The 18,677-nt window shown below is 71.0% G+C and carries 14 protein-coding genes; 3 read left to right on the plus strand and 11 right to left on the minus strand.

Annotation, left to right across the window (positions count from 1 at the left end; translation table 11 throughout):
* Window positions 1–1,143: an ABC transporter substrate-binding protein gene (locus BM028_RS05585; RefSeq protein WP_071294751.1), complete on the minus strand. Its 1,143-nt coding sequence runs from the start codon at window positions 1,141–1,143 to the stop codon at window positions 1–3.
* Between the two features lie 219 nt (window positions 1,144–1,362).
* On the opposite strand from BM028_RS05585, the gene BM028_RS05590 reads away from it, so the two are divergent.
* Window positions 1,363–1,809: a YdeI/OmpD-associated family protein gene (locus tag BM028_RS05590; RefSeq protein WP_071294752.1), complete on the plus strand. Its 447-nt coding sequence runs from the start codon at window positions 1,363–1,365 to the stop codon at window positions 1,807–1,809.
* A 94-nt stretch (window positions 1,810–1,903) separates the two neighbouring features.
* On the opposite strand, the gene BM028_RS05595 is transcribed toward BM028_RS05590, so the two are convergent.
* The 7 genes from BM028_RS05595 to BM028_RS05625 form a co-directional block, all read right to left on the minus strand.
* Complete coding sequence (locus tag BM028_RS05595; protein ID WP_092385180.1) at window positions 1,904–5,017, minus strand: alpha-mannosidase; 3,114 nt, start codon at window positions 5,015–5,017, stop codon at window positions 1,904–1,906.
* Window positions 5,018–5,048: 31 nt separating this feature from the next.
* The gene (locus tag BM028_RS05600) at window positions 5,049–5,879 is read right to left on the minus strand and encodes a carbohydrate ABC transporter permease (RefSeq protein WP_175496024.1); all 831 of its coding nucleotides are present in this window, start codon (window positions 5,877–5,879) and stop codon (window positions 5,049–5,051) included.
* Between the two features lie 68 nt (window positions 5,880–5,947).
* Window positions 5,948–6,898, minus strand: coding sequence for a carbohydrate ABC transporter permease (locus tag BM028_RS05605; RefSeq protein WP_083295172.1), 951 nt, complete (start codon window positions 6,896–6,898; stop codon window positions 5,948–5,950).
* A 113-nt stretch (window positions 6,899–7,011) separates the two neighbouring features.
* Window positions 7,012–8,370: an extracellular solute-binding protein gene (locus BM028_RS05610; RefSeq protein ID WP_092385182.1), complete on the minus strand. Its 1,359-nt coding sequence runs from the start codon at window positions 8,368–8,370 to the stop codon at window positions 7,012–7,014.
* A gap of 121 nt (window positions 8,371–8,491) precedes the next feature.
* Window positions 8,492–9,331, minus strand: coding sequence for a PhzF family phenazine biosynthesis protein (locus tag BM028_RS05615; protein ID WP_092385184.1), 840 nt, complete (start codon window positions 9,329–9,331; stop codon window positions 8,492–8,494).
* 144 nt (window positions 9,332–9,475) lie between these two features.
* Complete coding sequence (locus BM028_RS05620) at window positions 9,476–11,926, minus strand: lamin tail domain-containing protein (RefSeq protein WP_092385186.1); 2,451 nt, start codon at window positions 11,924–11,926, stop codon at window positions 9,476–9,478.
* A gap of 108 nt (window positions 11,927–12,034) precedes the next feature.
* Window positions 12,035–13,279, minus strand: a complete 1,245-nt coding sequence (locus tag BM028_RS05625) for an ROK family transcriptional regulator (RefSeq protein WP_070417759.1) — start codon at window positions 13,277–13,279, stop codon at window positions 12,035–12,037.
* A 108-nt stretch (window positions 13,280–13,387) separates the two neighbouring features.
* On the opposite strand from BM028_RS05625, the gene BM028_RS05630 reads away from it, so the two are divergent.
* Together BM028_RS05630 and BM028_RS05635 are read left to right on the plus strand one after the other, a co-directional pair.
* The gene (locus BM028_RS05630; RefSeq protein WP_070417757.1) at window positions 13,388–13,846 is read left to right on the plus strand and encodes a GNAT family N-acetyltransferase; all 459 of its coding nucleotides are present in this window, start codon (window positions 13,388–13,390) and stop codon (window positions 13,844–13,846) included.
* Window positions 13,843–14,178 (plus strand): MGMT family protein, encoded by a 336-nt coding sequence (locus BM028_RS05635; protein ID WP_092385188.1) that lies wholly within the window; start codon window positions 13,843–13,845, stop codon window positions 14,176–14,178. Before BM028_RS05630 ends, BM028_RS05635 begins: the two co-directional genes overlap by 4 nt.
* A 9-nt stretch (window positions 14,179–14,187) precedes the next feature.
* Here BM028_RS05635 and BM028_RS05640 read toward each other — a convergent pair whose 3' ends face one another.
* From BM028_RS05640 to BM028_RS05650, 3 genes are all read right to left on the minus strand, one after another.
* Complete coding sequence (locus BM028_RS05640; RefSeq protein WP_070417755.1) at window positions 14,188–14,613, minus strand: DUF805 domain-containing protein; 426 nt, start codon at window positions 14,611–14,613, stop codon at window positions 14,188–14,190.
* 120 nt (window positions 14,614–14,733) lie between these two features.
* On the minus strand, window positions 14,734–16,542 hold the full coding sequence (locus BM028_RS05645; RefSeq protein ID WP_092385788.1) for an ABC transporter ATP-binding protein: 1,809 nt from the start codon (window positions 16,540–16,542) through the stop codon (window positions 14,734–14,736).
* Between the two features lie 110 nt (window positions 16,543–16,652).
* Window positions 16,653–18,476, minus strand: a complete 1,824-nt coding sequence (locus BM028_RS05650) for an ABC transporter ATP-binding protein (protein WP_092385190.1) — start codon at window positions 18,474–18,476, stop codon at window positions 16,653–16,655.
* Between the last annotated feature and the right edge of the window lie 201 nt (window positions 18,477–18,677).

Consider the following 18,677-nt stretch of genomic DNA (forward strand, 5'->3'; position numbering starts at 1 on the left):
TCAGGAGCCCATCGTCGAGGCCCACTTCGCCGACAGCACCTTCGCCGCGGCGGTGACCTGCTCGTCGGTCAGCTCGACGTAGTCCTTCGGCGCGCCACCGGCGGCGTCGAGGGCGTCCTGGTCGACCTTGCCCGACTTCTCGAGCGCGGCGAGGGTGGACGGGAAGGCGCCGGCCTGGAGGTACAGGTTCTGCACGTCCGGGCTGGCGATGTACTCCTGCCAGAGGCGCGCAGCCGCGGGGTGCGGGGCGTCCTTGTTGATCGCCTGCGAGTAGTACGAGCCGAGGGCCTGGCCCTCGGGGACGACGGTCTTCCAGTTCTTGTTCCCGCTCGCGCCGGCCGCCGGGCCCCACGCGAGGTTGTTGTAGGACCACTGGATCACGACGGGCGTCTCACCCGAGGCGACGGTCGCCTGCGACGGCAGCACGTTCTGGAAGTTGCCCGCCTGCTTCAGCTTGCCGAAGTAGTCGACGCCCTTCGTGATGTCGTCGGCCGAGCCGCCGTTCTCGAGCGCCGCGAGGTACACCGCCGACGCGGCCTGGTTCGCCTGGGTCGGGTCGCCCGCGATCGAGACCTTGCCCTTGTACTCGGAGCCGAGCAGGTCGTCCAGGTCCTTCGGGGCGTCCGTGATCTTCGACGAGTCGTAGCCGATCGACATCAGGCCCGTGTAGTCGCGGGTCCAGGCGCCGTCGGAGTCCTTCAGGTCCGAGGGGATGTCGCTCCAGTTCGCGACCTTGTAGTCGGTCAGCAGGTCGAGGTTCTGCTGCAGCACGGCGTTGCCGAGGTCGAGCACGTCCGGTGCCGTCGACTGGCCCTTCTGCGACTTCACCGCGGCGACCTCGTCGGCGCTCGAGCCGTTCGGGTTCGCGGAGGTGATCTTGATGCCGTACTTCTTGGTGAAGCCGTCGATGATCTTGCCGTAGTTGGCCCACGACGGCGGCAGCGCGATGACGTTGAGCTGCCCCTCCGCCTTGGCGGCCTTCACGAGGGCGTCCATGCCACCGGCGGACTCGGCGCTCGTGGCGGTCTTCCAGTCGGTGTCGTCCTTGGTCGTGCTGGCGGAGCTCGTGGCCGAGCAGCCGGCGAGGGTGACGATGGCGGCGGCGGCCAGGGCGATGCCGGCGAGGGTGCGCTTGTGCTGCACGGGGTGTGCCTTTCGGGTGCTGTGGTGCGTCGGGGTGGACCGGGGTCCGGGTCCTGGACGATCGTGGACGCGTCCGGTTTCCGGCCAGTGCTGCGGCGGTGAACGGCGGCGGAACAGCGGGTTCGCCTGTACGGTTTCGCTTGTCGGCACAGGCGCCGGCACCGGCGTCGGCCCGCATCGGGCCGGCCCGTCCAGCCCGGTCCAGTCCAGGAGGCACGGATGCAGTTCACGACGACCGTCCTGCAGGCGCGGAAGACGGCCACCGGCCTGCCGGTCCCGTCCGACGTGGTCGACGCGCTGGGCGCGGGGCGCCGCCCGCCCGTGGTCGTCACCCTGAACGGCGCCTACACGTACCGGTCGTCGATCGGCGTGATGAACGAGCAGTCCCTCGTCCCGCTGTCGGCGGAGCACCGTGCCGCCTCCGGGCTCGCGGCCGGCGACACCGTCGAGGTCACGATCGAGGTCGACACGCTGCCCCGCGTCGTCGACCTGCCGGAGGACCTCGCATCGGCGCTGCAGGAGGCCGGGGTCCGTGCGGCCTTCGACACGCTGTCGAACTCGCGGCAGCGGGCCCTCGCCGACCCGGTGGTGCAGGCGAAGTCCCCGGAGACCCGGCAGCGCCGCATCGACAAGGCCGTCGAGTCCCTGCGCTCCTCGACGCACTGAGGCGACCCGCGCCTCCCGGACGCAGCACGGCGCCGGACGGAACGCACCCGTGTCCCGTCCGGCGCCGCGGTCCTTCGCGCGCGAGCCCGCTGCCTCAGGCCCGACGCACCCGGAGGGTCACGATCTCGAAGGGCCGGAGCGTGAGCACGACCGGCTCCCCCGACTCCCACGAGTCCCCCAGCGGGCGTTCCAGCAGGTCCACCGCCGCCACCCCGGCGACGTCGAACCCGAAGTCGACGCCGACGTCGGCCGCGCGACCGCCCGACGCCTCGTAGAGCCGCACGACGACGTCGCCGGAGCGGTCCTCGGCGAGCTTCACCGCCTCGACGAACACCTGCGGCGACGACACCGTGACGAGCGGGTCGACCGTGGTCGTCCCCTCCACCGTGCGCACCGGCAGGTTGAGCCGGTACCCGGCATCGGCGGCGTCGAGCACCGAGGCGCCCACCCGCAGCACCGTCCGGAACACGTGGTGCCCCTGGTCGGCGTGCGGGTCCGGGAACGTCGGGGCCCGCAGCAGCGACTCCCGGACGAGCGTCGTGGTGCCGCCGTCGGCCCGGGTGCTCCGGGTGATGTCGTGTCCGTAGGTGGAGTCGTTGGCGACGGCGACGCCGAACCCCGGCTCGGCGACGTGCACCCAGCGGTGGGCGCTCGTCTCGAAGCGGGCCATGTCCCACGAGGTGTTCTGGTGGGTCGGGCGGTCGATGTGGCCGAACTGGATCTCGCTCGACGCCGACGCCGCGCGGACGTCGAGGGGGAACGCGAGCTTGAGGAGCTTCTGGCGCTCGTGCCAGTCGACCTCGGTCACGATCGTCAGCTCGGACTGGCCGGCGACGGCGGAGTACCGGGTGCTGATCGACGACGACCCGAAGGACCGCTGGACGACGAGTTCGTCGCCGGACACCTCGACCGAGGACGCCTCCAGCACCGTGCCGCTGCGCTGGTAGGCGCGGTCGATGTCCCACGCCTCCCACTGGTTCGGGGTGTCGCGGAACACGGTGTACTCCGCGGCGGCCGCACCTGGGGCGACGGCGTCGCGTCCGGACGCGTGGTCGACGAGCGACACGACGTGACCGGCCGCGTCGATGGTCGCCGTGACGACGCCGGTGTCGAACACGAAGCGGTCGCCGTTCCGGACGGGAGGCACGGCTCGCGGTTCGTCGCCGAGCGAACCACCCAGGGCGGTTGCGTCTCCCGCCGCGACCGGCGAGGCGTTGAAGCGCACGACGTTCCCGGTCGAGCCGCTGCCGCCGGCGGCGTCCGCCCCCGACGGCGCGTCCAGCAGGGCGCTGCCACCGCCGGACCGGGCGGTGGACGACGCCCCGACCCCGGCGAGCGCCGCGGCACCGCCGTTCGCGAGCGCCGTCGTGGCGTTGCCGATCAGGCCCTCGAGCACCCGGGCGACCTCGGCGTAGTTCGCCTCGGCGTTCTCGTAGACCCAGGCGATCGAGGAGCCGGGCAGGATGTCGTGGAACTGCTGCAGGAGCACGGTGTGCCAGGCCTGCTCGAGCTCCTCGTACGGGTAGTCGAGCCCGAGTCGCACGGCAGCGGTGGACGCCCAGAGCTCGGCCTCGCGGAGCAGGTGCTCGGAGCGCCGGTTGCCCTGCTTCGTGCGGATCTGGGACGTGTACGTGCCGCGGTGGAACTCGAGGTACATCTCGCCCGACCACACCGCCGGCGTCGGCAGTGCGGCCTCGATCTCCTCGAAGACCTGCGCCGGGGTGCCGAGGTCGACCCGGGGAGACCCGTCCAGGTCGTGCTGGCGTCGGGCGGCGGCGACCATCTCGCGGGTGGGTCCGCCGCCGCCGTCGCCGAAGCCGTAGAGCAGCATCGAGGTGTTCGCGACACCGCGCTCCTTGTTCTGCCGTTCGCCGCGGTGCAGGTCGGCGGGGGAGACGTCCGAGTTGTAGGTGTCCGCCGGGGGCAGGTGCGTGAGGACCCGGGAGCCGTCGATGCCCTCCCAGTGGAACGAGGTGTGCGGGATGACGTTCGTCTCGTTCCACGAGGGCTTCTGCGTGACGAACCACTTCGAGCCGGCGGCGCGGACGATCTGCGGCAGGGCTCCGGAGTACCCGAACGAGTCCGGGAGCCACGCCTCGGGGGTGTCGATGCCGAACTCCTCGAGGAAGAACCGCTTGCCGGCGACGAACTGCCGCGCGAGCGCCTCGCCACCGGGGAGGTTCGTGTCCGACTCGACCCACATGCCGCCGACCGGGATCCACCGGCCCTCGGCGACCCGTTGCTTGATGCGGGCCCAGATGGACGGGTAGCCGTCCCGGATCCAGGCGTACTGCTGCGCCGAGGAGCAGGCGAACGTGAAGTCGGGGTCGCGGTCCATCAGGTCGAGCACGTTCGAGAAGGTGCGGGCGCACTTCCGGACGGTCTCGCGCACCGGCCAGAGCCACGCCGAGTCGATGTGCGCGTGGCCGACGGCGATCGCCCGGTGCGCGGCGGCGCTGGCCGGCACGGCGAGGACGGGCGCGAGGACCGCCCGTGCGTCGGCGGCCGTCCCGGCGACGTCGTCCGGGTCGAGGGCGTCGGCGGCGCGTTCGAGCACGCGCAGGACGTCCGCGCCGCGGGTGCCGTCGGTGGGCAGCTCGGCCATCAGGCCCCGGAGGACCCAGAAGTCCTGCTGGAGCTCCCACACGGTGTCGTCCCGCTCGACGATCTCGAGCGCCTTCACCTTGTAGATCGGCTTCGTCCCGGCCGTGGAGCGCGACCCGAGCGGGGTCGCCCCCTGGAACGAGTCGCCGCCGATGTCCGGGTTCGCCGCGGCCTCGACGTAGAGCTCGAAGGACTCCCCTGGACCGACCTCGAGCGGGACGGTGTCGTTCTTCGGCTCGATGCCCTTGACGGTCGTGCCGTCCGGCCGCCACGCGAGTCCCTCGGCCTGGAACCCGGGGTGGCGCTTCGTGAAGCCGAGGTCGACCCGGAGCTCCGCCGTGGTGCCCGGCGCCGTCCCGAAGTCCTCGGGCACGGTGCCGCGGATCCGGAACCAGGTGGTCCCCCACGGTCGGCCGCCCCAGGAGCCGCCCACCGTGAACGGCTCGTAGTCGGCAGCCACCGCGACGTCGAACGGGACCGGTTCGTCCGGCACGGTCCAGGCGGCGATCTCCACCGGCGCGGACCGGCGCAGGACGGCGGGGTCGATGCGGTCCCGGACGAGCCGGGCGATGCGGGCTTCGACGAGGGGTTCGTCGTGGTGCATGGAGGTGGTTCCTTTCCAGCAGGGACGGGTGTCAGCCCTTGATGCCGCCGGCGAGGGCGTTGCCGCCGCCGAGGCCCCGGGACACGAGCACGTAGAGGGCTATGACGGGCACGGAGTACACGATCGAGAACGCGGCGAGCTGTCCGTACGCGACCGCCCCGTTCTGCCCGAAGAAGTTGAAGATGCTCACCGCGGCGGGCACCTTGTCGGGCGAGAGGAGCAGGACGAAGGGGACGAAGAAGTTCCCCCAGGCCTGGATGAACACGAAGATGAACACCACGGCGATCCCCGGGCGCATGAGCGGGATCACGATGCGGGTCAGGGTCGTCATCATCGAGGCACCGTCGGTCCACGCCGCTTCCTCGAGTGACACCGGGACCGAGTCCATGAAGTTCTTCGCCATCCAGATCGCCATCGGCAGCGAGGTGGCGGCGAGGAAGAAGATGCAGCCCCACACGTTGTCGATGAGGTTGAGCGACACGAACAGCGCGTAGACCGGCACCATCATGGCGGTGATCGGCAGACCGGTCCCGAACAGGATGGTGTACAGGAACGGCTTGTTGACCCGCATCTTGTAGCGGGACAGCGGGTAGGCGGCGAGCAGCGCGAACACCACGGTGACGACCGCGGTACCGCCGGAGAGCAGCAGGCTGTTCGCGAGCGGGATGAACGACAGCTCCGGCGTGAGCACCTTCGTGAAGTTGTCGAGCGTGAACTGCGTCGGCATCTTCACGGACAGCGACGCCTGGGTGTCGACCGAGGCGAGGACGAGCCAGAGCAGCGGGACCGCGAAGCACACCGCGATGACGAGCAGCACGACGTTCGACACCCAGCGCATCGTCCGACCCCGCGGGGAGGTCATGTGCAGCGAGCCCGGGGCGGTCACCGAACGGGTGGTGGTCTGGTCGAGGGACGGGGCAGTGATGGCCATCAGTCCACCTCCGGCTTCAGTGCCTTGATGTAGATGATCGAGAAGACCGCGCCGACCACGAGCAGGATCGTCGCGATCGCCGTCCCGAAGCCGAGCTGCGAGAACTTGAACGCCTCTTGGTAGGCGAGGATCGGCAGCGTCGACGAGTTGGTCCCGGGACCGCCGCCGGTCATGACGAAGATCAGCGTGAAGACCGACAGCGTCTGCAGCGTCGTCAGCATGAGGTTCGTCGAGATCGACCGGCGGATGACCGGCAGGGTGATGTAGACGAGGCGCTGCCAGCCGGCGGCTCCGTCCACCTCGGCGGACTCGGTGATCTCCTCGGGGACCTCCTGCACGGCGGCGGAGTAGACGAGCATCGAGAAGGCCGTACCGCGCCAGATGTTCGCCAGGATGACGGCGAGCATCGGGTACGTGTAGAGCCAGTTCGGGCCGCTGATCCCGATCGACCGCAGGAACTCGTTGAGTGTGCCCTCGTCGTTGAAGAACGCGTACGCGGCGAACGAGGCGACGATCTCGGGCAGGACCCACGCGGCGACGACGAACGTGCCCACGATCGCGCGGACGGCCTTGTTCGCCGAGCGCATGAGCAGGGCGAGCCCGAGCCCGAGCACGTTCTGGCCCACGACCGCGGACGCGAGCAGGAACACGATGGTGAGGATGACGGACTTCGGGAAGTCCGGGTCCTGGAACAGCTCGACGTAGTTCTGGAAGCCGACGAACTGCTGGTCGGCGGCGCCGACCCCGGTCAGCGCGGAGTTGGTGAACGACCCGTAGAACGACGAGATGACGGGGCCGAGCAGGAAGATGACGAGGAGGACGACGGCGGGGAGGAGCGGGACCGCTCGTCCCACGTTCCGCAGCGGCTTCCGCTTGCGCGGGACCGGCGGATCGGTGCGCTTCGGCGCACCGGGCGCCGACAGCGTCGGCGCGAGGGGAGTGCTGGACACGGTGGTTGCCTTCCGGGTGCGGAGAGGGGTTCCGAAGGTGGGTGGGGTCGGACGGGAGGCGCGGCGCACGACGCGAGCCGCGCCTCCAGTCCGTCAGGTGGTCACCGCAGCGATCAGCCGGAGACCGTGTTCTCCTTGCCGACCACCTGTTCGACGGCCTTGTCGTAGGCGGCGGCCGCCTGCTTCGGCGTCTGCTGCCCCGTCATCACCGCCTCCATCGCGACCTGGATCGCGTTGGACACCTGCGAGTAGTCACTCGTCGCCGGGCGGAAGTTGGTGTGCTCGACGAGCCCGGAGAAGAACTTGAACGTGGGGTTCGCGTCCGTGTAGGCGGTGTCCTCGGCGACGTCCTTGCGGACGGCGATCTGGCTGTTCTCGCTGTCGTACTTGAGCGACCCGTCCTTGTCGAGGAACTTCGCGATGAAGTCGAACGCGGCCTGGGGGTTCTTCGAGTTCTTGCCGACCGCGAGGGTCCAGCCACCGGACATCGAGTTGTAGCCGGGCTCCTGGCCGTTCTGGGTCGGCATCGGCGCCTGGCCCATCACGTCGTTCCACTCTGCCCACGGAGCCGTGCCGGACTTCAGCCACGTGCCGGACTGCCAGGACCCGTCGAGGTCGATGGCGAGCTTGCCCTGCGGGAGCCACGTCTGGGCGATGGTCGTCCCGACGTTCGTGTCGAGCGCCTGCTGCGGCGTGGGTCCGAGGTCACCCTGGTAGACGTCCTTGATGAACTGCAGCGAGTCCTCGAACTGCTTCGAGCCGGTGACCCACTTCTTGTCCTTGTAGAGCGTGTTGCCGGAGCCGTCCGCGCCGTACAGGAGCATCTCGAAGCCCTGCATCGTCGAGGCCTCGCCCTGCGCCTTGCCCGAGTAGATGTTGAACGGGATGATGTCGGGCTTCTTGTCCTTGATCGTCTTCGCGGCCGCGAGCACGTCGTCCCAGGTCTTGGGCTGCCACGGGACCGGCAGGCCGACCTCCTTGAAGATGTCCTTGTTGTACCAGAGGGCCCGGGTGTCGGTGCCCATCGGGACGCCGTAGATCTTGCCGTCGTCGCCCTGCCCGGCCTGCTTGGCGTTGTCGTAGAACTGGCTCCAGTCCTCCCACTTCGCCGTGTACTTGTCGAGCGGCAGGAGGTAGCCCGCCTCGGCATCGGCCTTGATGAGGAAGGTGTCCTCGTACATGACGTCCGGCGCGGTCGCCGGCGCCTTGTTCATGAGCGCGAGCTTCGTGTAGTAGTCGTTGCCCTGGGCCTGGATGGGGACGAGCGTGACCTTCTTGCCCGGGTTCTCCTTCTCGTACTCCTTCTTGACGACCTTCATCTGGGCGTCGAGCTGCTGGAAGGCACCGAACTTCTGGTACGCGATCTTGATGGTGTCGCTCGAGGCGGAGCCTGAGCTGGAACAACCAGCCAGACCGACCGCGGCGACTGCCACGGCTGCGAGTCCGGCGATGATTCGGGTGCGGCGTTTCATCGGTGCTCCTTTGCACGGGATGTTCGCGGGCTCCGTCACCCGCGCGCAGGATTACTCCACCGTATTGACTTATCCGTGTCAAGAGCTGTGGCGTGTCGATTCGGTCACGCTCGCGGACGGCTCAGACCGGAGTGGCACCGCCCGTGACCGTGATGCCGCCGGTCGCCGGGACGTCGACGAGCAGCACGCTCGGCCGTCCGACGTGGCGTCCCTGCCGGATCACCACGCGGTCGCCGGGCTGCACGGCCCCGATCTCGCGCAGGTACGCGCCGGTCGACGCCGCCGCCGAACCGGTCGCCGGGTCCTCGGTGATCCGGCCGGCCGGGAAGAGGTTGCGCGCCTCGTACTCCAGCGCGTCGGTGCGGTGCAGGACCGTGACCGTCCCCGCCCAGCCGGCATCTCGCTTCAGGGCCGCGAGGGGCTCCGGGGCGAAGCGGAACTGGTGGAACAGCTCGACGTCGGCGAGCACGACGACCGGGTGCCAGTTGCCGGCGAAGGACTCGAGCACCGGGAAGCCCGCCGCGACGTCGTCGACCGTCAGGCCGAGCAGGGCGAACAGGCGGTCGCGGAGGTCGGGGTCGAGCGGCCGGGACGCCGGCTGGACGCTCGTCATCGCGACCTGCACGCTGCCGTCCGGAGCGGTCGTGGCGTCGAGGGCGATCTCCCCCGCGGCGGTCGTGAACACCCGGCGCCCGAGGCCCTCGCGCTCGGCGAGCACCACGGCCGTGGCGATCGTGGCGTGGCCGCAGAACGGGACCTCGGCCGCCGGCGAGAAGTACCGCAGGCGCGGGCCCGTGGCGGTCTGCCCGGTGACGAAGGCGGTCTCGGGGTACCCGACCTCCTGCGCGATCGCGAGCATCTCGTCGTCGGAGAGGTCGGCCGCGTCGAGCACGATGCCGGCGGGGTTGCCGCCGCCCGGCTCGGCGGCGAAGGCGGTGTACCGGAGGATCTCGTTGTGCACCCTGCGACCGTACCGCCGCGGGCGTCGGGGCTCGCGGGCCGATCGCGGGCGCGTGGCCCGCGGGCGCCGGGGCCCGCGGGCGCGCGTTCGTGAGCAGGAATGGTCGGGTCCGCACCACGAACCCGACCATTCCTGCTCACCGGATCACTCCGAGGCGGGGGTCCCCCGGCGCCGACGGACCACGAGAACGCCCGCACCGGCAGCCAGGAGCAGGAACGCCGCCACGGCGCCGACCCCGAGCCCCTCGGCACCCGTGAACGCCAGCGCGCCGGTCACGGGGTCGATCGTGATCGTGGTCCAGCCCAGCACCGTGCCGTCCTCGGCGGTCACCACGATGCGGTGTTCGCCCGCGGGAGCGTCGGCCGGGATGGTCGCCGTGACCGTGCCGTCCGCCGCGACCGTGGCGGTCCCGAGCAGCGTCGGCGTGGAGAACATCCAGACGTGCACCTCCTGCCCGGCGTACCGGGTGCCGACGCCGATCGTGATCGTCTCGCCGGGGCGCGCCGTGGCCGGGGCGGTGAGCGTGCCGCGGTTCGCCTCGGTCAGGGACGACTCGGACGGTGCGGCGGGCGCTCCCGAGGGCGAGGCGCCCGCTCCGGGGGTGGAGCCACCGGGCGCGGTGCCACCCGGCGCGGGCGTCGACCCACCACCCGGCGTCGGCGTCGGCGTCGGCGTCGGCGTCGTGCCACCGTCGCCCGGCGTGCCGCCGTCGCCCGGCGTCCCACCGTCGCCCGGCGTCCCACCATCGCCCGGCGTCGACGAGTCGCACGGGTAGGTGCCCGTCCGGAGCGAGAACCCGTCCGTGTCGTTGTCGTCGGCGTAGAACGTCGCCCGCGAGCCACCCGTGCAGACACCCGAGATCGCGAAGCCCTCGTTCGCCAGCGTCCGGTCGGCGTTCGACGGCGCCTCGTACACGGTCGTCGCCGCGAAGGCCCCGTCGGCCACCTCGTACAGCGCCGTCCGGCCCGAGCACGCGTCGTCGCAGACCACCCAGAGCGCGTCCAGCGTCGGGTCGAACTGGACGTCCGCGACGACGGAGAACGGCGTCGCGATCGTGGCCACCCGCTGGAAGGCACCGTCGGACATCAGGGCGTACGCGTACACGCTGGCCGTGCCCTCGACGCCGACGAAGAACAGCCCGTCGCCGTGTCCGGTGTAGGTCGCCGGCGTGTACGCGGCGCCGGTGTGCTCGTCCGCGAAGCCGTGCGCGGTGAGCCAGGAGTCCGGGACCCAGGTGACGCCCTCGAGTCCCGCGTTCGCGCCGAGCCCGGCGAAGTCCGCCGCGAGGTTCCACTCGTCGGTGGCGTCCAGCGTCGACTGGGAGCCGTCGGACGTGGCGAAGCGCAGGACGGCCGGGAGGCTCGTGGACGACACGTCGTTGTTCCGCTCGGTCGAGACGTAGACCGCGCCGGGGTCGTCGGACGTGACGGTGACGCCCTCGGCATCCGGGGTGCCGGAGCCGTCGGCGTAGTGCAGTTCCGTACCGGCTTCGTTCGAGGGCGCCCAACCGCCCTCGCCGTCGGACACGAGGTGGTAGAGCAGCCCGTCCCCGTTCTGCACGGCCCAGAGCCGCCCGGCGGCCGAACCCGACGTCGAACCCGAGGTCGTCCAGTCGATGCCGCTCAGGTCACCGGTGAAGGTGTCCTCGTCGTCGAGCACCCGCTCGTCCGGACCACCGGGCCACGCCTCGGCGGTGACGACCCCGGCGAACCGGTTCGCGGTGCCCTTGGTCGGTGCCGAGGTCTCCGCGAACGCGCCGGTGCCGTCCGGGTTCCGGCCGTACGTCGTCGCGGCGTGCGCGGTCCACGTGTACGAGTCGACGACGTCGCCACGAGGATCGAAGACCCGCGCCGAGTCCGCCTTGCCCAGCCCGAACCCGAAGTCCTGCTCGTCGAGGACGGTGAAGCCACCCGGTGCGACGGTCGTCCCGTTCGGGATCGTGTACGCGTGCGTGTCGTCGCTGTCCCGGAACACGTACCCGCCGAGGTCGACCGTGGTCGTCCCGACGTTCGTCAGCTCGACCCAGTCGCCCGGGGTCCCACCGTCGGACTCCACCTCGTTGATGCGCACCGGCGAGGAGCAGTCGTTCGCCGCACCCTTCGTCGATGCCGTGGTGTCCACGAGCGCGCCGGTCCCGTCCGGGCAGCGCCCGTACGTCACCGCGGCGTGCGCCGTCCACGAGTACCGCAGCACGAGCTCGCCCGCCGGGTCGTACACCCTGGCGGTGTCGGCGCCGCCGAGCCCGAAGTCGAAGCCGGGAGCGGTCGCCGACACCTGGTCGATGACGAAGTACCCGCCGGCGGCGATGGTCGAACCGGCGGGCAGGACGTACGCCTCGTGCGAGCTGTCGTCGTCGAGGAACGCGTACCCGGACAGGTCGATCGCCGCCGACGAGGTGTTCCGCAGTTCGACCCAGTCGGTGTCGTCGCCGTTCGACTCGACCTCGTTCACGACGAGTCCGTTCGGGCTCGCGGCGCCCACGGACGGATCGTCGTCACCGACGGCAGCGGAGGCGGGCGACGTCGTCAGCACGCCGGCGGCGACGACGAGGGCGGCGGCGACGGACGCGCCGAGGCGCAGAGCACGGGGATGCATGCAGAGTCCTTCTCGGGAGTTCGGGGGGGGGACCTGCACGACTGTTCAGCATCCGGGCATCCGGCCGGTGGCGGCGAGGTGAACGACCGGTGTCGCGACCGACCCCCGTCAGCGACGGATGAGGAGGGTGCTCGCCCGCGGCGACAGCGCCGCGTCGAGGACGAGGCAGGCCGCGCCGACCGCGGCCACGTCCGCTCCGCGCCCGCTCTCGGTCACGACGACGGGGTGCTTCGGCACGAGCAGCGGCGAACCGACGATCGCCTCGCGCGCCGCGGGGAGGGCCGCGCTCGCGATCCGCGACCAGAACGGGCCGCCGAACACCACGCGGTCGATGTCGAGCAGGTTGACGATGAGGACGACGGCGTTGCCCATCACCGTCCCCGCCTCGGCCGCGAGTCCCACCGCGACCGGGTCCTCGGCGTCGATCGCCGCGCCGAGCGCATCCCAGGCACGGTCGACCGCGGCGACGTCCGCGGGCGCGCCGCCGAGCGCGAGCCCCCGGGCCTGCGCGATGTGCACGAGGCGGTCCGGTGCCACCGCCGCTCCGACCTCGCCCCGCGTGCCCTCGCCGTCCGGCGTCCCGGCGAGGGAGCCCTGGTCGACCATGATGTGCCCGGCGTCACCGGCGTTCGACCCGACCCCGCGGACGGGCTCGTGGTCGACGGCGAGGCCCACGCCGAAGCCCGTGCCGAAGTACACGAAGGCGAAGTTCCGGGCGGAGGACTCCCCGGCGAGGAACATCTCCCCCACCACGGCCGCCGTGACGTCCTTCTCGAGGAGCACCGGGTACCCGGTCGCCTCGGCGAGCGCGTCGCGCAGCGGGACGTCGCGCCACCGCGGCAGGAAGGGCGGGTCGAGCACCACGCCGGCGTCGACGTCGATGGGTCCGGGGCTGGCGATGCCGACCCCGAGCACGGCCTCGACGTCGACGCGGGCGCCCGAGACGAGCTCGTCGATCGCGGTCGCGATGGTCCGGACGACCTCGGACGGGTCGTCCGCGGTCGGGGTCGACGTGGTGCTCGACGCGACCACGGTGCCCGCGAGGTCGAGCAGCACGTACGTCACGACGGCCGGGTCGACGTGCACCCCGACGGCGTAGCGGCTGCCCGCCTCGAGCCGCAGGATCGTGCGGGGCTTGCCGCGACCGGACACGACCGTGCCGGACTCGGCGATCATCCCCGCCTCGATGAGGAACCGCGTGACGTTCGACACGGTCTGCGCGCTGAGGCCCGTGCGGGACGCGAGCTCGACGCGGCTCAGCCCGTCCGGCGAGCGGCGCACGGCGTCGAGCACCACCGTCCGGTTGAACCCGCCGATCGACGGGAGGTTCGCCCCGCGCCGATGCTCTGCCATGCCGCGACCATACCGCGCCGGTCGATCGTGCACGGTCGGCACAACGGTGCGGTATCGGTCTCCCGCCCCGCTGGCCCCCACACGGGTCGCACGGCTACCCTGAGCGGCATGACGGACCTCCGCCTCGAAGAACTCTCCGCGTCGACCGCTGCGGCGGCGAACTCCCTGACGCTCAAGCCCGGGCAGGAGCAGTTCGTGCAGCCGACGACCTACGGCGTCGCGGAGTCGGACGTGAAGCCGAGCTCGGCGTGGACGCGCGTGGTCCTCGACGGCGACGAGGTCGTCGGCATGATCATCGGCACCTTCGACGAGGACAACGCCGAGGAAGAACTGCGCAGCGCGATCTGGCGCGTCAACGTGTCCGCGACGGCCCAGGGTCGCGGCGTCGGTCGCTTCGCGGTGCACGGCCTCGCCGACGAGGCTCGCAACCGTGGGCTCGAGCGCCTCACCGTCGTGTACGAACCCGGTGGCGACGACAGCCCCGAGGCGTTCTTCCGCGCCGTCGGGTTCGAGGTCGTGCGCGAGACCCAGTACGGCGACCACTTCGCGGTCCTGCAGTTGGTGTGACCGAGACTCCCCCCGACGACTTCGGCGCAGCCGTCGCCGAGGTCGTCCGGCTCATCCCGGCAGGTCACGTGATGACCTACGGCGACGTGGCCGCGGCGCTCGGCTCCCGGGCGTCGCGTGCCGTCGGCAAGGTCATGGCGCACGAGGGCTCCGACCTGCCGTGGTGGCGCGTGGTGCGGTCCGGCGGCCTGCCCCCGGTGCACCACGAGGCCCGGGCGCACGAGCACTACCGCGCCGAGGGCACCCCGCTCGTGCAGGGGACGACGACCTGGAGGATCGACATGCGTCGGGCGCGCTGGTCACCCGCCACGGACGCGGACGACCCGTTCTGAGCGGCACCGTCACGCGTCGAAGCGTGCGCCCTTCGGGTTCGACGGCAGCAGGCACATGACGAAGAGCACGAGCGAGCCGATGCCGACCACCACGTGCAGGAACTGCCAGAAGCCGGAGAGGTTCGCGTCGTGCAGCCGTCGGGCGCCGAGGGCGAGGGACCCGATCAGCGTCGCGAGCCCCCAGAGCACGAACAGGTAGGAGCCGACCGGGTTCTCGAGCACCGGGGTGTCCGGCGTGAAGACCTGCGGCACGAGCTGCAGCACGAGGCCGATCGCGAGCGACGTGATCCACCACCACCAGAACTCGGAACGGGAGGCCCGCCCGGTGAACACGGTGTACTTCCGCCAGAACCGCCGGACGGCCTCGGTGAAGGGTGCCCCGTAGAAGGGGTCGCGCAGGGCCACGCCGCCGGGCTGCACGCTGTCGTCGCTCATGGGTCAACCCAACCACGTGGAACCACGAATCCGACGTGGAACCAGCGCGAGTGCGTGGTTCCACGTCGGATCCGTGGTTCGTCCGACAATGCCGATCGACAGCGCCGGTCGACGGTGCCGCTACACGAGCGAGTCCCGCCAGGCCGCGTGCAGCTGCGCGAACCGTCCGGTCCCGGCGATGAGGTCGTCCGGGGTGCCGTCCTCGACGATCCGGCCGTACTCCATCACGAGCACCCGGTGCGCGATCGCCACGGTCGACAGCCGGTGCGCGATGATCACCGCGGTCCGGTCGGCGAGCAGCGTCTCGAGCCCCTCCTGCACGAGCCGCTCCGACGGGATGTCGAGCGACGCCGTGGCCTCGTCGAGGATGAGCACCTTCGGGTCCGCGATGAACGCCCGGGCGAACGACAGGAGCTGCCGCTGCCCGGCCGACACCCGGCCACCGCGCTTGTTCACGTCGGTGTCGTACCCGTCGGGCAGCGCCATGATGAACTCGTGCGCGCCGACCGCCTTCGCCGCCGACTCGATCTCGGACCGTGACGCCCCCGGCTTGCCGAGCGCGATGTTGTCCGCGACGGTGCCGGAGAACAGGTACGCCTCCTGCGTGACCATGACGATCGCGCGGCGCATGTCCTTCGTGTCGAGGTCCCGCAGGTCCACGCCGTCGAGCTTCACCGAACCCTGCGACGGGTCGTAGAAGCGCGCCATGAGCTTGGCGAGCGTCGACTTGCCGGCACCGGTGGACCCGACGAGCGCGATCGTCTGCCCCGCCGGGATGTGCAGGTCGAACTCGGGCAGGACGACCTTGCCCTTGTTGTACGCGAACACGACGTCGTCGAAGTCCATCTTCCCGGTGGCGTCCGGCAGCTTCACCGGCTTCGCGGGGTCCGGCACGCTCGGCCGTTCCTCGAGCACGCCCGAGATCTTCTCCATCGCGGCCGAGGCCGACTGGTACCCGTTGTAGAACATCGCGAGTTCCTGGGCCGGGTCGAAGAAGCGCTTGGCGTACAGCGCGACGGCGAGCAGCGCGCCGACCTCGAGCGTCCCGCCGACGATCCGGAAGCCACCGACGACGACGACCGCGGCCAGCGTGACGTTGCCGATGAGCACGAGCACCGGGTCGAAGGTCCCGAACAGGTTGAACACCTTCGTGTTCGCCTGCCGGTAGTCCTCGACGTAGCCGCCGTACTCGTCGCGGTTGCGGGACTCCTTGCGGAACGCCTGCACCGCCCGGATGCCCGTCATCGTCTCGACGAAGTGCACGATCACGCGCGCCGAGGTGACACGGGTGGCGCGGAACAGCGTCTGCGAGTTGGACTGGAACCAGCGGATCAGGAACCACAGCGGCACGAGCGACACCGCGAGCACGAGCCCGGACGTCGGGTCGAGCGCCACAAGTGCGATGGCGGTGAACACCATGTACAGCACGCCCTGGATGAGCTGGTTCAGCCCGGAGTCGAGCAGCTCGCGGATCGAGTCGAGGTCACTCGTCTGGCGGGAGATGATCCGACCGGACGTGTAGGTCTCGTGGAACTCGAGCGAGAGCCGCTGCGTGTGCAGGAACACCCGCTTGCGCAGGTCGAACAGGATCGCCTGGCTGATCCGCGCCGCCAGCACCGTGTACCAGGCCGTGAGCACGGCACCGAGCACCGCCACGACGATGTACGTCGCGACGACGCCGAACGCCGGCACCCAGTCGTTCTGCTCCATCACCGCCGGCAGCGCGTTGTCGATGCCCCAGGCGATGAGCGCCGGGCCCGCGACCGTGCCCGCGGTCGAGACCACGACCACGACGGCGAGGACGACGAGCCGGGCCTTGAGCGGCGCGGCGAGCGACCCGAGCAGGGCGAGGGAGCGGCGCCGCAGGCGCCTGCTCTCCGCCTTGGTGAAGTCCTCGCGCTCCTCGCCGCGCACGCCGAGCGTGGTGATCGACGCGGTGACGGGCGCGGCAGCCTGCGTGTCGGCGATGTCGTCGACGACGGGATCCGCGCCTCCTGGACCGGCCGACGTGTCGACCGGGAGGTTCTTCTCCTGCTGGCTCATGCCATCGCCTCCTCTCGTGCGGTGGCGTCGTCGTCGTCGAGCGACGAGATGACGTAGCGGTAGTGGTCGTTGTTCGCCATCAGCTCCGAGTGGGTGCCGACGGCCGTGACGACGCCGTTCTCCATGAGCGCCACCCGGTCGGCGAGCGTCACGGTCGACGGGCGGTGCGCCACGATGAGCGACGTGGTCTCGGCGAGGACGCGGCGGAGACCGGCCTCGACCCGCGCCTCGGTGTCGACGTCGAGCGCGGACAGCGGGTCGTCGAGGACGAGCACCGACGGCCGCGCCGCGATCGCACGGGCGAGCGCCAGGCGCTGCCGCTGCCCGCCGGAGAGGGACAGGCCCTCTTCGCCGACACGGGTGTCGACCCCGTCGGGCAGGTCGTCCACGAAGGACGCCTGGGCGATGTCGAGGGCCTCGCGCATGAGGGCCTCGGCCTCGTCGCCGGACAGGTCCGGGCGACCGAGCAGCACGTTCTCGCGCACGGTCGTCGAGAACAGCGTGGCGTCCTCGAACGCGACACCGACGTGGCGCCGCAGCTCCGCACGGGTCAGCGAGCGGATGTCGACGCCGTCGATCGTCACGGAGCCGCCCGTGACGTCGTACAGCCGTGGCACGAGCGACAGCAGCGTGGTCTTGCCGCAGCCGGTCAGCCCGACGAGCGCCATGGTCTCACCGGGTCGGAGCTGCAGGTCGACCCCGTTGATGAGGTCCGGGAATTGCGGCGGGGAGTCCTGGTACCGGAAGTGCACGGCGTTGAACGACAGCGCACCGTGCGGCTCCGTGATCGTCTCCGGGTGCTCGGGGTCCGTGATCGTGTTCTCCGAGTCCATGACCTCGAAGAAGCGGTCGACCGCGGTGCGCGTGTCGAACGTCATCGAGAGCAGGAAGCCGATCGACTCGATCGGGAACCGGAGCACCGTCGCCGTCGCGAAGAACGCGAACAGCTGCCCGACGGACAGTTCCCCCTGGCTCGCGAGCCAGATGCCGGCGAGCAGGCAGAGCGCGAACGCGACGTCGGGCACGAGCAGCAGCCACAGCCAGATGCCCGCGATCGCCTTCGCCTTCTCGATCTCGGTGCCGCGGAGCGCCTCGGCCTGCTCGCTGAACTCGTCGAGCTTGTAGCGACCGCGGCCGAACGCCTTGAGCACGCGGATGCCGTGCACCGACTGCTCGACGCTCGTGGCGAGGTCGCCGACCTGGTCCTGGCTGCGGCGCGCGACGACGGAGTACCGACGTTCGAACAGCAGGCCGTTGATCCACAGCGGGATCGACGCGACGAGGAACACCAGGCCGAGCAGCCACCCGAAGGTGAACAGCACGACGAAGCCGACGACGATCGTGACGATGTTGACGACCAGCAGCACGACGCCGAAGGCCAGCCACCGGCGGATCAGCGACAGGTCGGACACGGAGCGGGACAGCAGCTGCCCGGACTCCCACCGGTCGTGGAACGCCACCGGCAGGTCCTGCAGCTTCGCGTAGAGCGCGTTCCGCATGCTCGTCTCGATGCGCGTCGACGGCCGCATCACCATCCGACGCCGGGACGCGATGAAGAACGCCTCGAGCACGCCGAGCGCGAGCACACCGAGACCCGCGGGCCAGATCTGTGCGGAGTCCTTCGAGGACAGCGGACCGTCGACGAGCCACTGCAGGACGTAGGGGATCGCGAGCGCGACCAGGGAGGCGCCCATGGCGGCGAACATGCCGCCGATGAGCCGGCCCTGGTAGGGCTTCACGTAGGGGTAGATCCGCGCGATCGCGCGGAAGGTCGAGGGGCGGTCGGTGGACGGGCGCGCCTGGTCTGGCGTCTTGGACATGGATTGCGTCCTCGTGCGTCGTGCCGAAATCCTCTGGATCGGCCGCTGCTGTCGCAGCCGTCGGTCTGGAGGCTCGGTGTCCGTTGCGTGGTGGTCGTCGGCCGAGCGGGTCGGTCGCGTCCCGGGCCGTGCCCACCCCGGTGGGGCGTGCTCGGTCCTCGTCGCGGTCGCCCGCCGCCGCGTCGCGCGCGGCGTCGGTTC

It is taken from the genome of Curtobacterium sp. YR515 (assembly GCF_900113095.1).
Classification (GTDB): domain Bacteria; phylum Actinomycetota; class Actinomycetes; order Actinomycetales; family Microbacteriaceae; genus Curtobacterium.

Bases quoted from the DNA above. Each gene is read 5' to 3' on its own strand.
- BM028_RS05590 (WP_071294752.1), top strand. From the start codon at position 1,363: ATGCAGTTCACGACGACCGTCCTGCAGGCGCGGAAGACGGCCACCGGC.
- BM028_RS05595 (WP_092385180.1), bottom strand. From the start codon at position 5,017: ATGCACCACGACGAACCCCTCGTCGAAGCCCGCATCGCCCGGCTCGTC.
- BM028_RS05600 (WP_175496024.1), bottom strand. From the start codon at position 5,879: ATGACCTCCCCGCGGGGTCGGACGATGCGCTGGGTGTCGAACGTCGTG.
- BM028_RS05610 (WP_092385182.1), bottom strand. From the start codon at position 8,370: ATGAAACGCCGCACCCGAATCATCGCCGGACTCGCAGCCGTGGCAGTC.
- BM028_RS05620 (WP_092385186.1), bottom strand. From the start codon at position 11,926: ATGCATCCCCGTGCTCTGCGCCTCGGCGCGTCCGTCGCCGCCGCCCTC.
- BM028_RS05625 (WP_070417759.1), bottom strand. From the start codon at position 13,279: ATGGCAGAGCATCGGCGCGGGGCGAACCTCCCGTCGATCGGCGGGTTC.
- BM028_RS05630 (WP_070417757.1), top strand. From the start codon at position 13,388: ATGACGGACCTCCGCCTCGAAGAACTCTCCGCGTCGACCGCTGCGGCG.
- BM028_RS05640 (WP_070417755.1), bottom strand. From the start codon at position 14,613: ATGAGCGACGACAGCGTGCAGCCCGGCGGCGTGGCCCTGCGCGACCCC.
- BM028_RS05650 (WP_092385190.1), bottom strand. From the start codon at position 18,476: ATGTCCAAGACGCCAGACCAGGCGCGCCCGTCCACCGACCGCCCCTCG.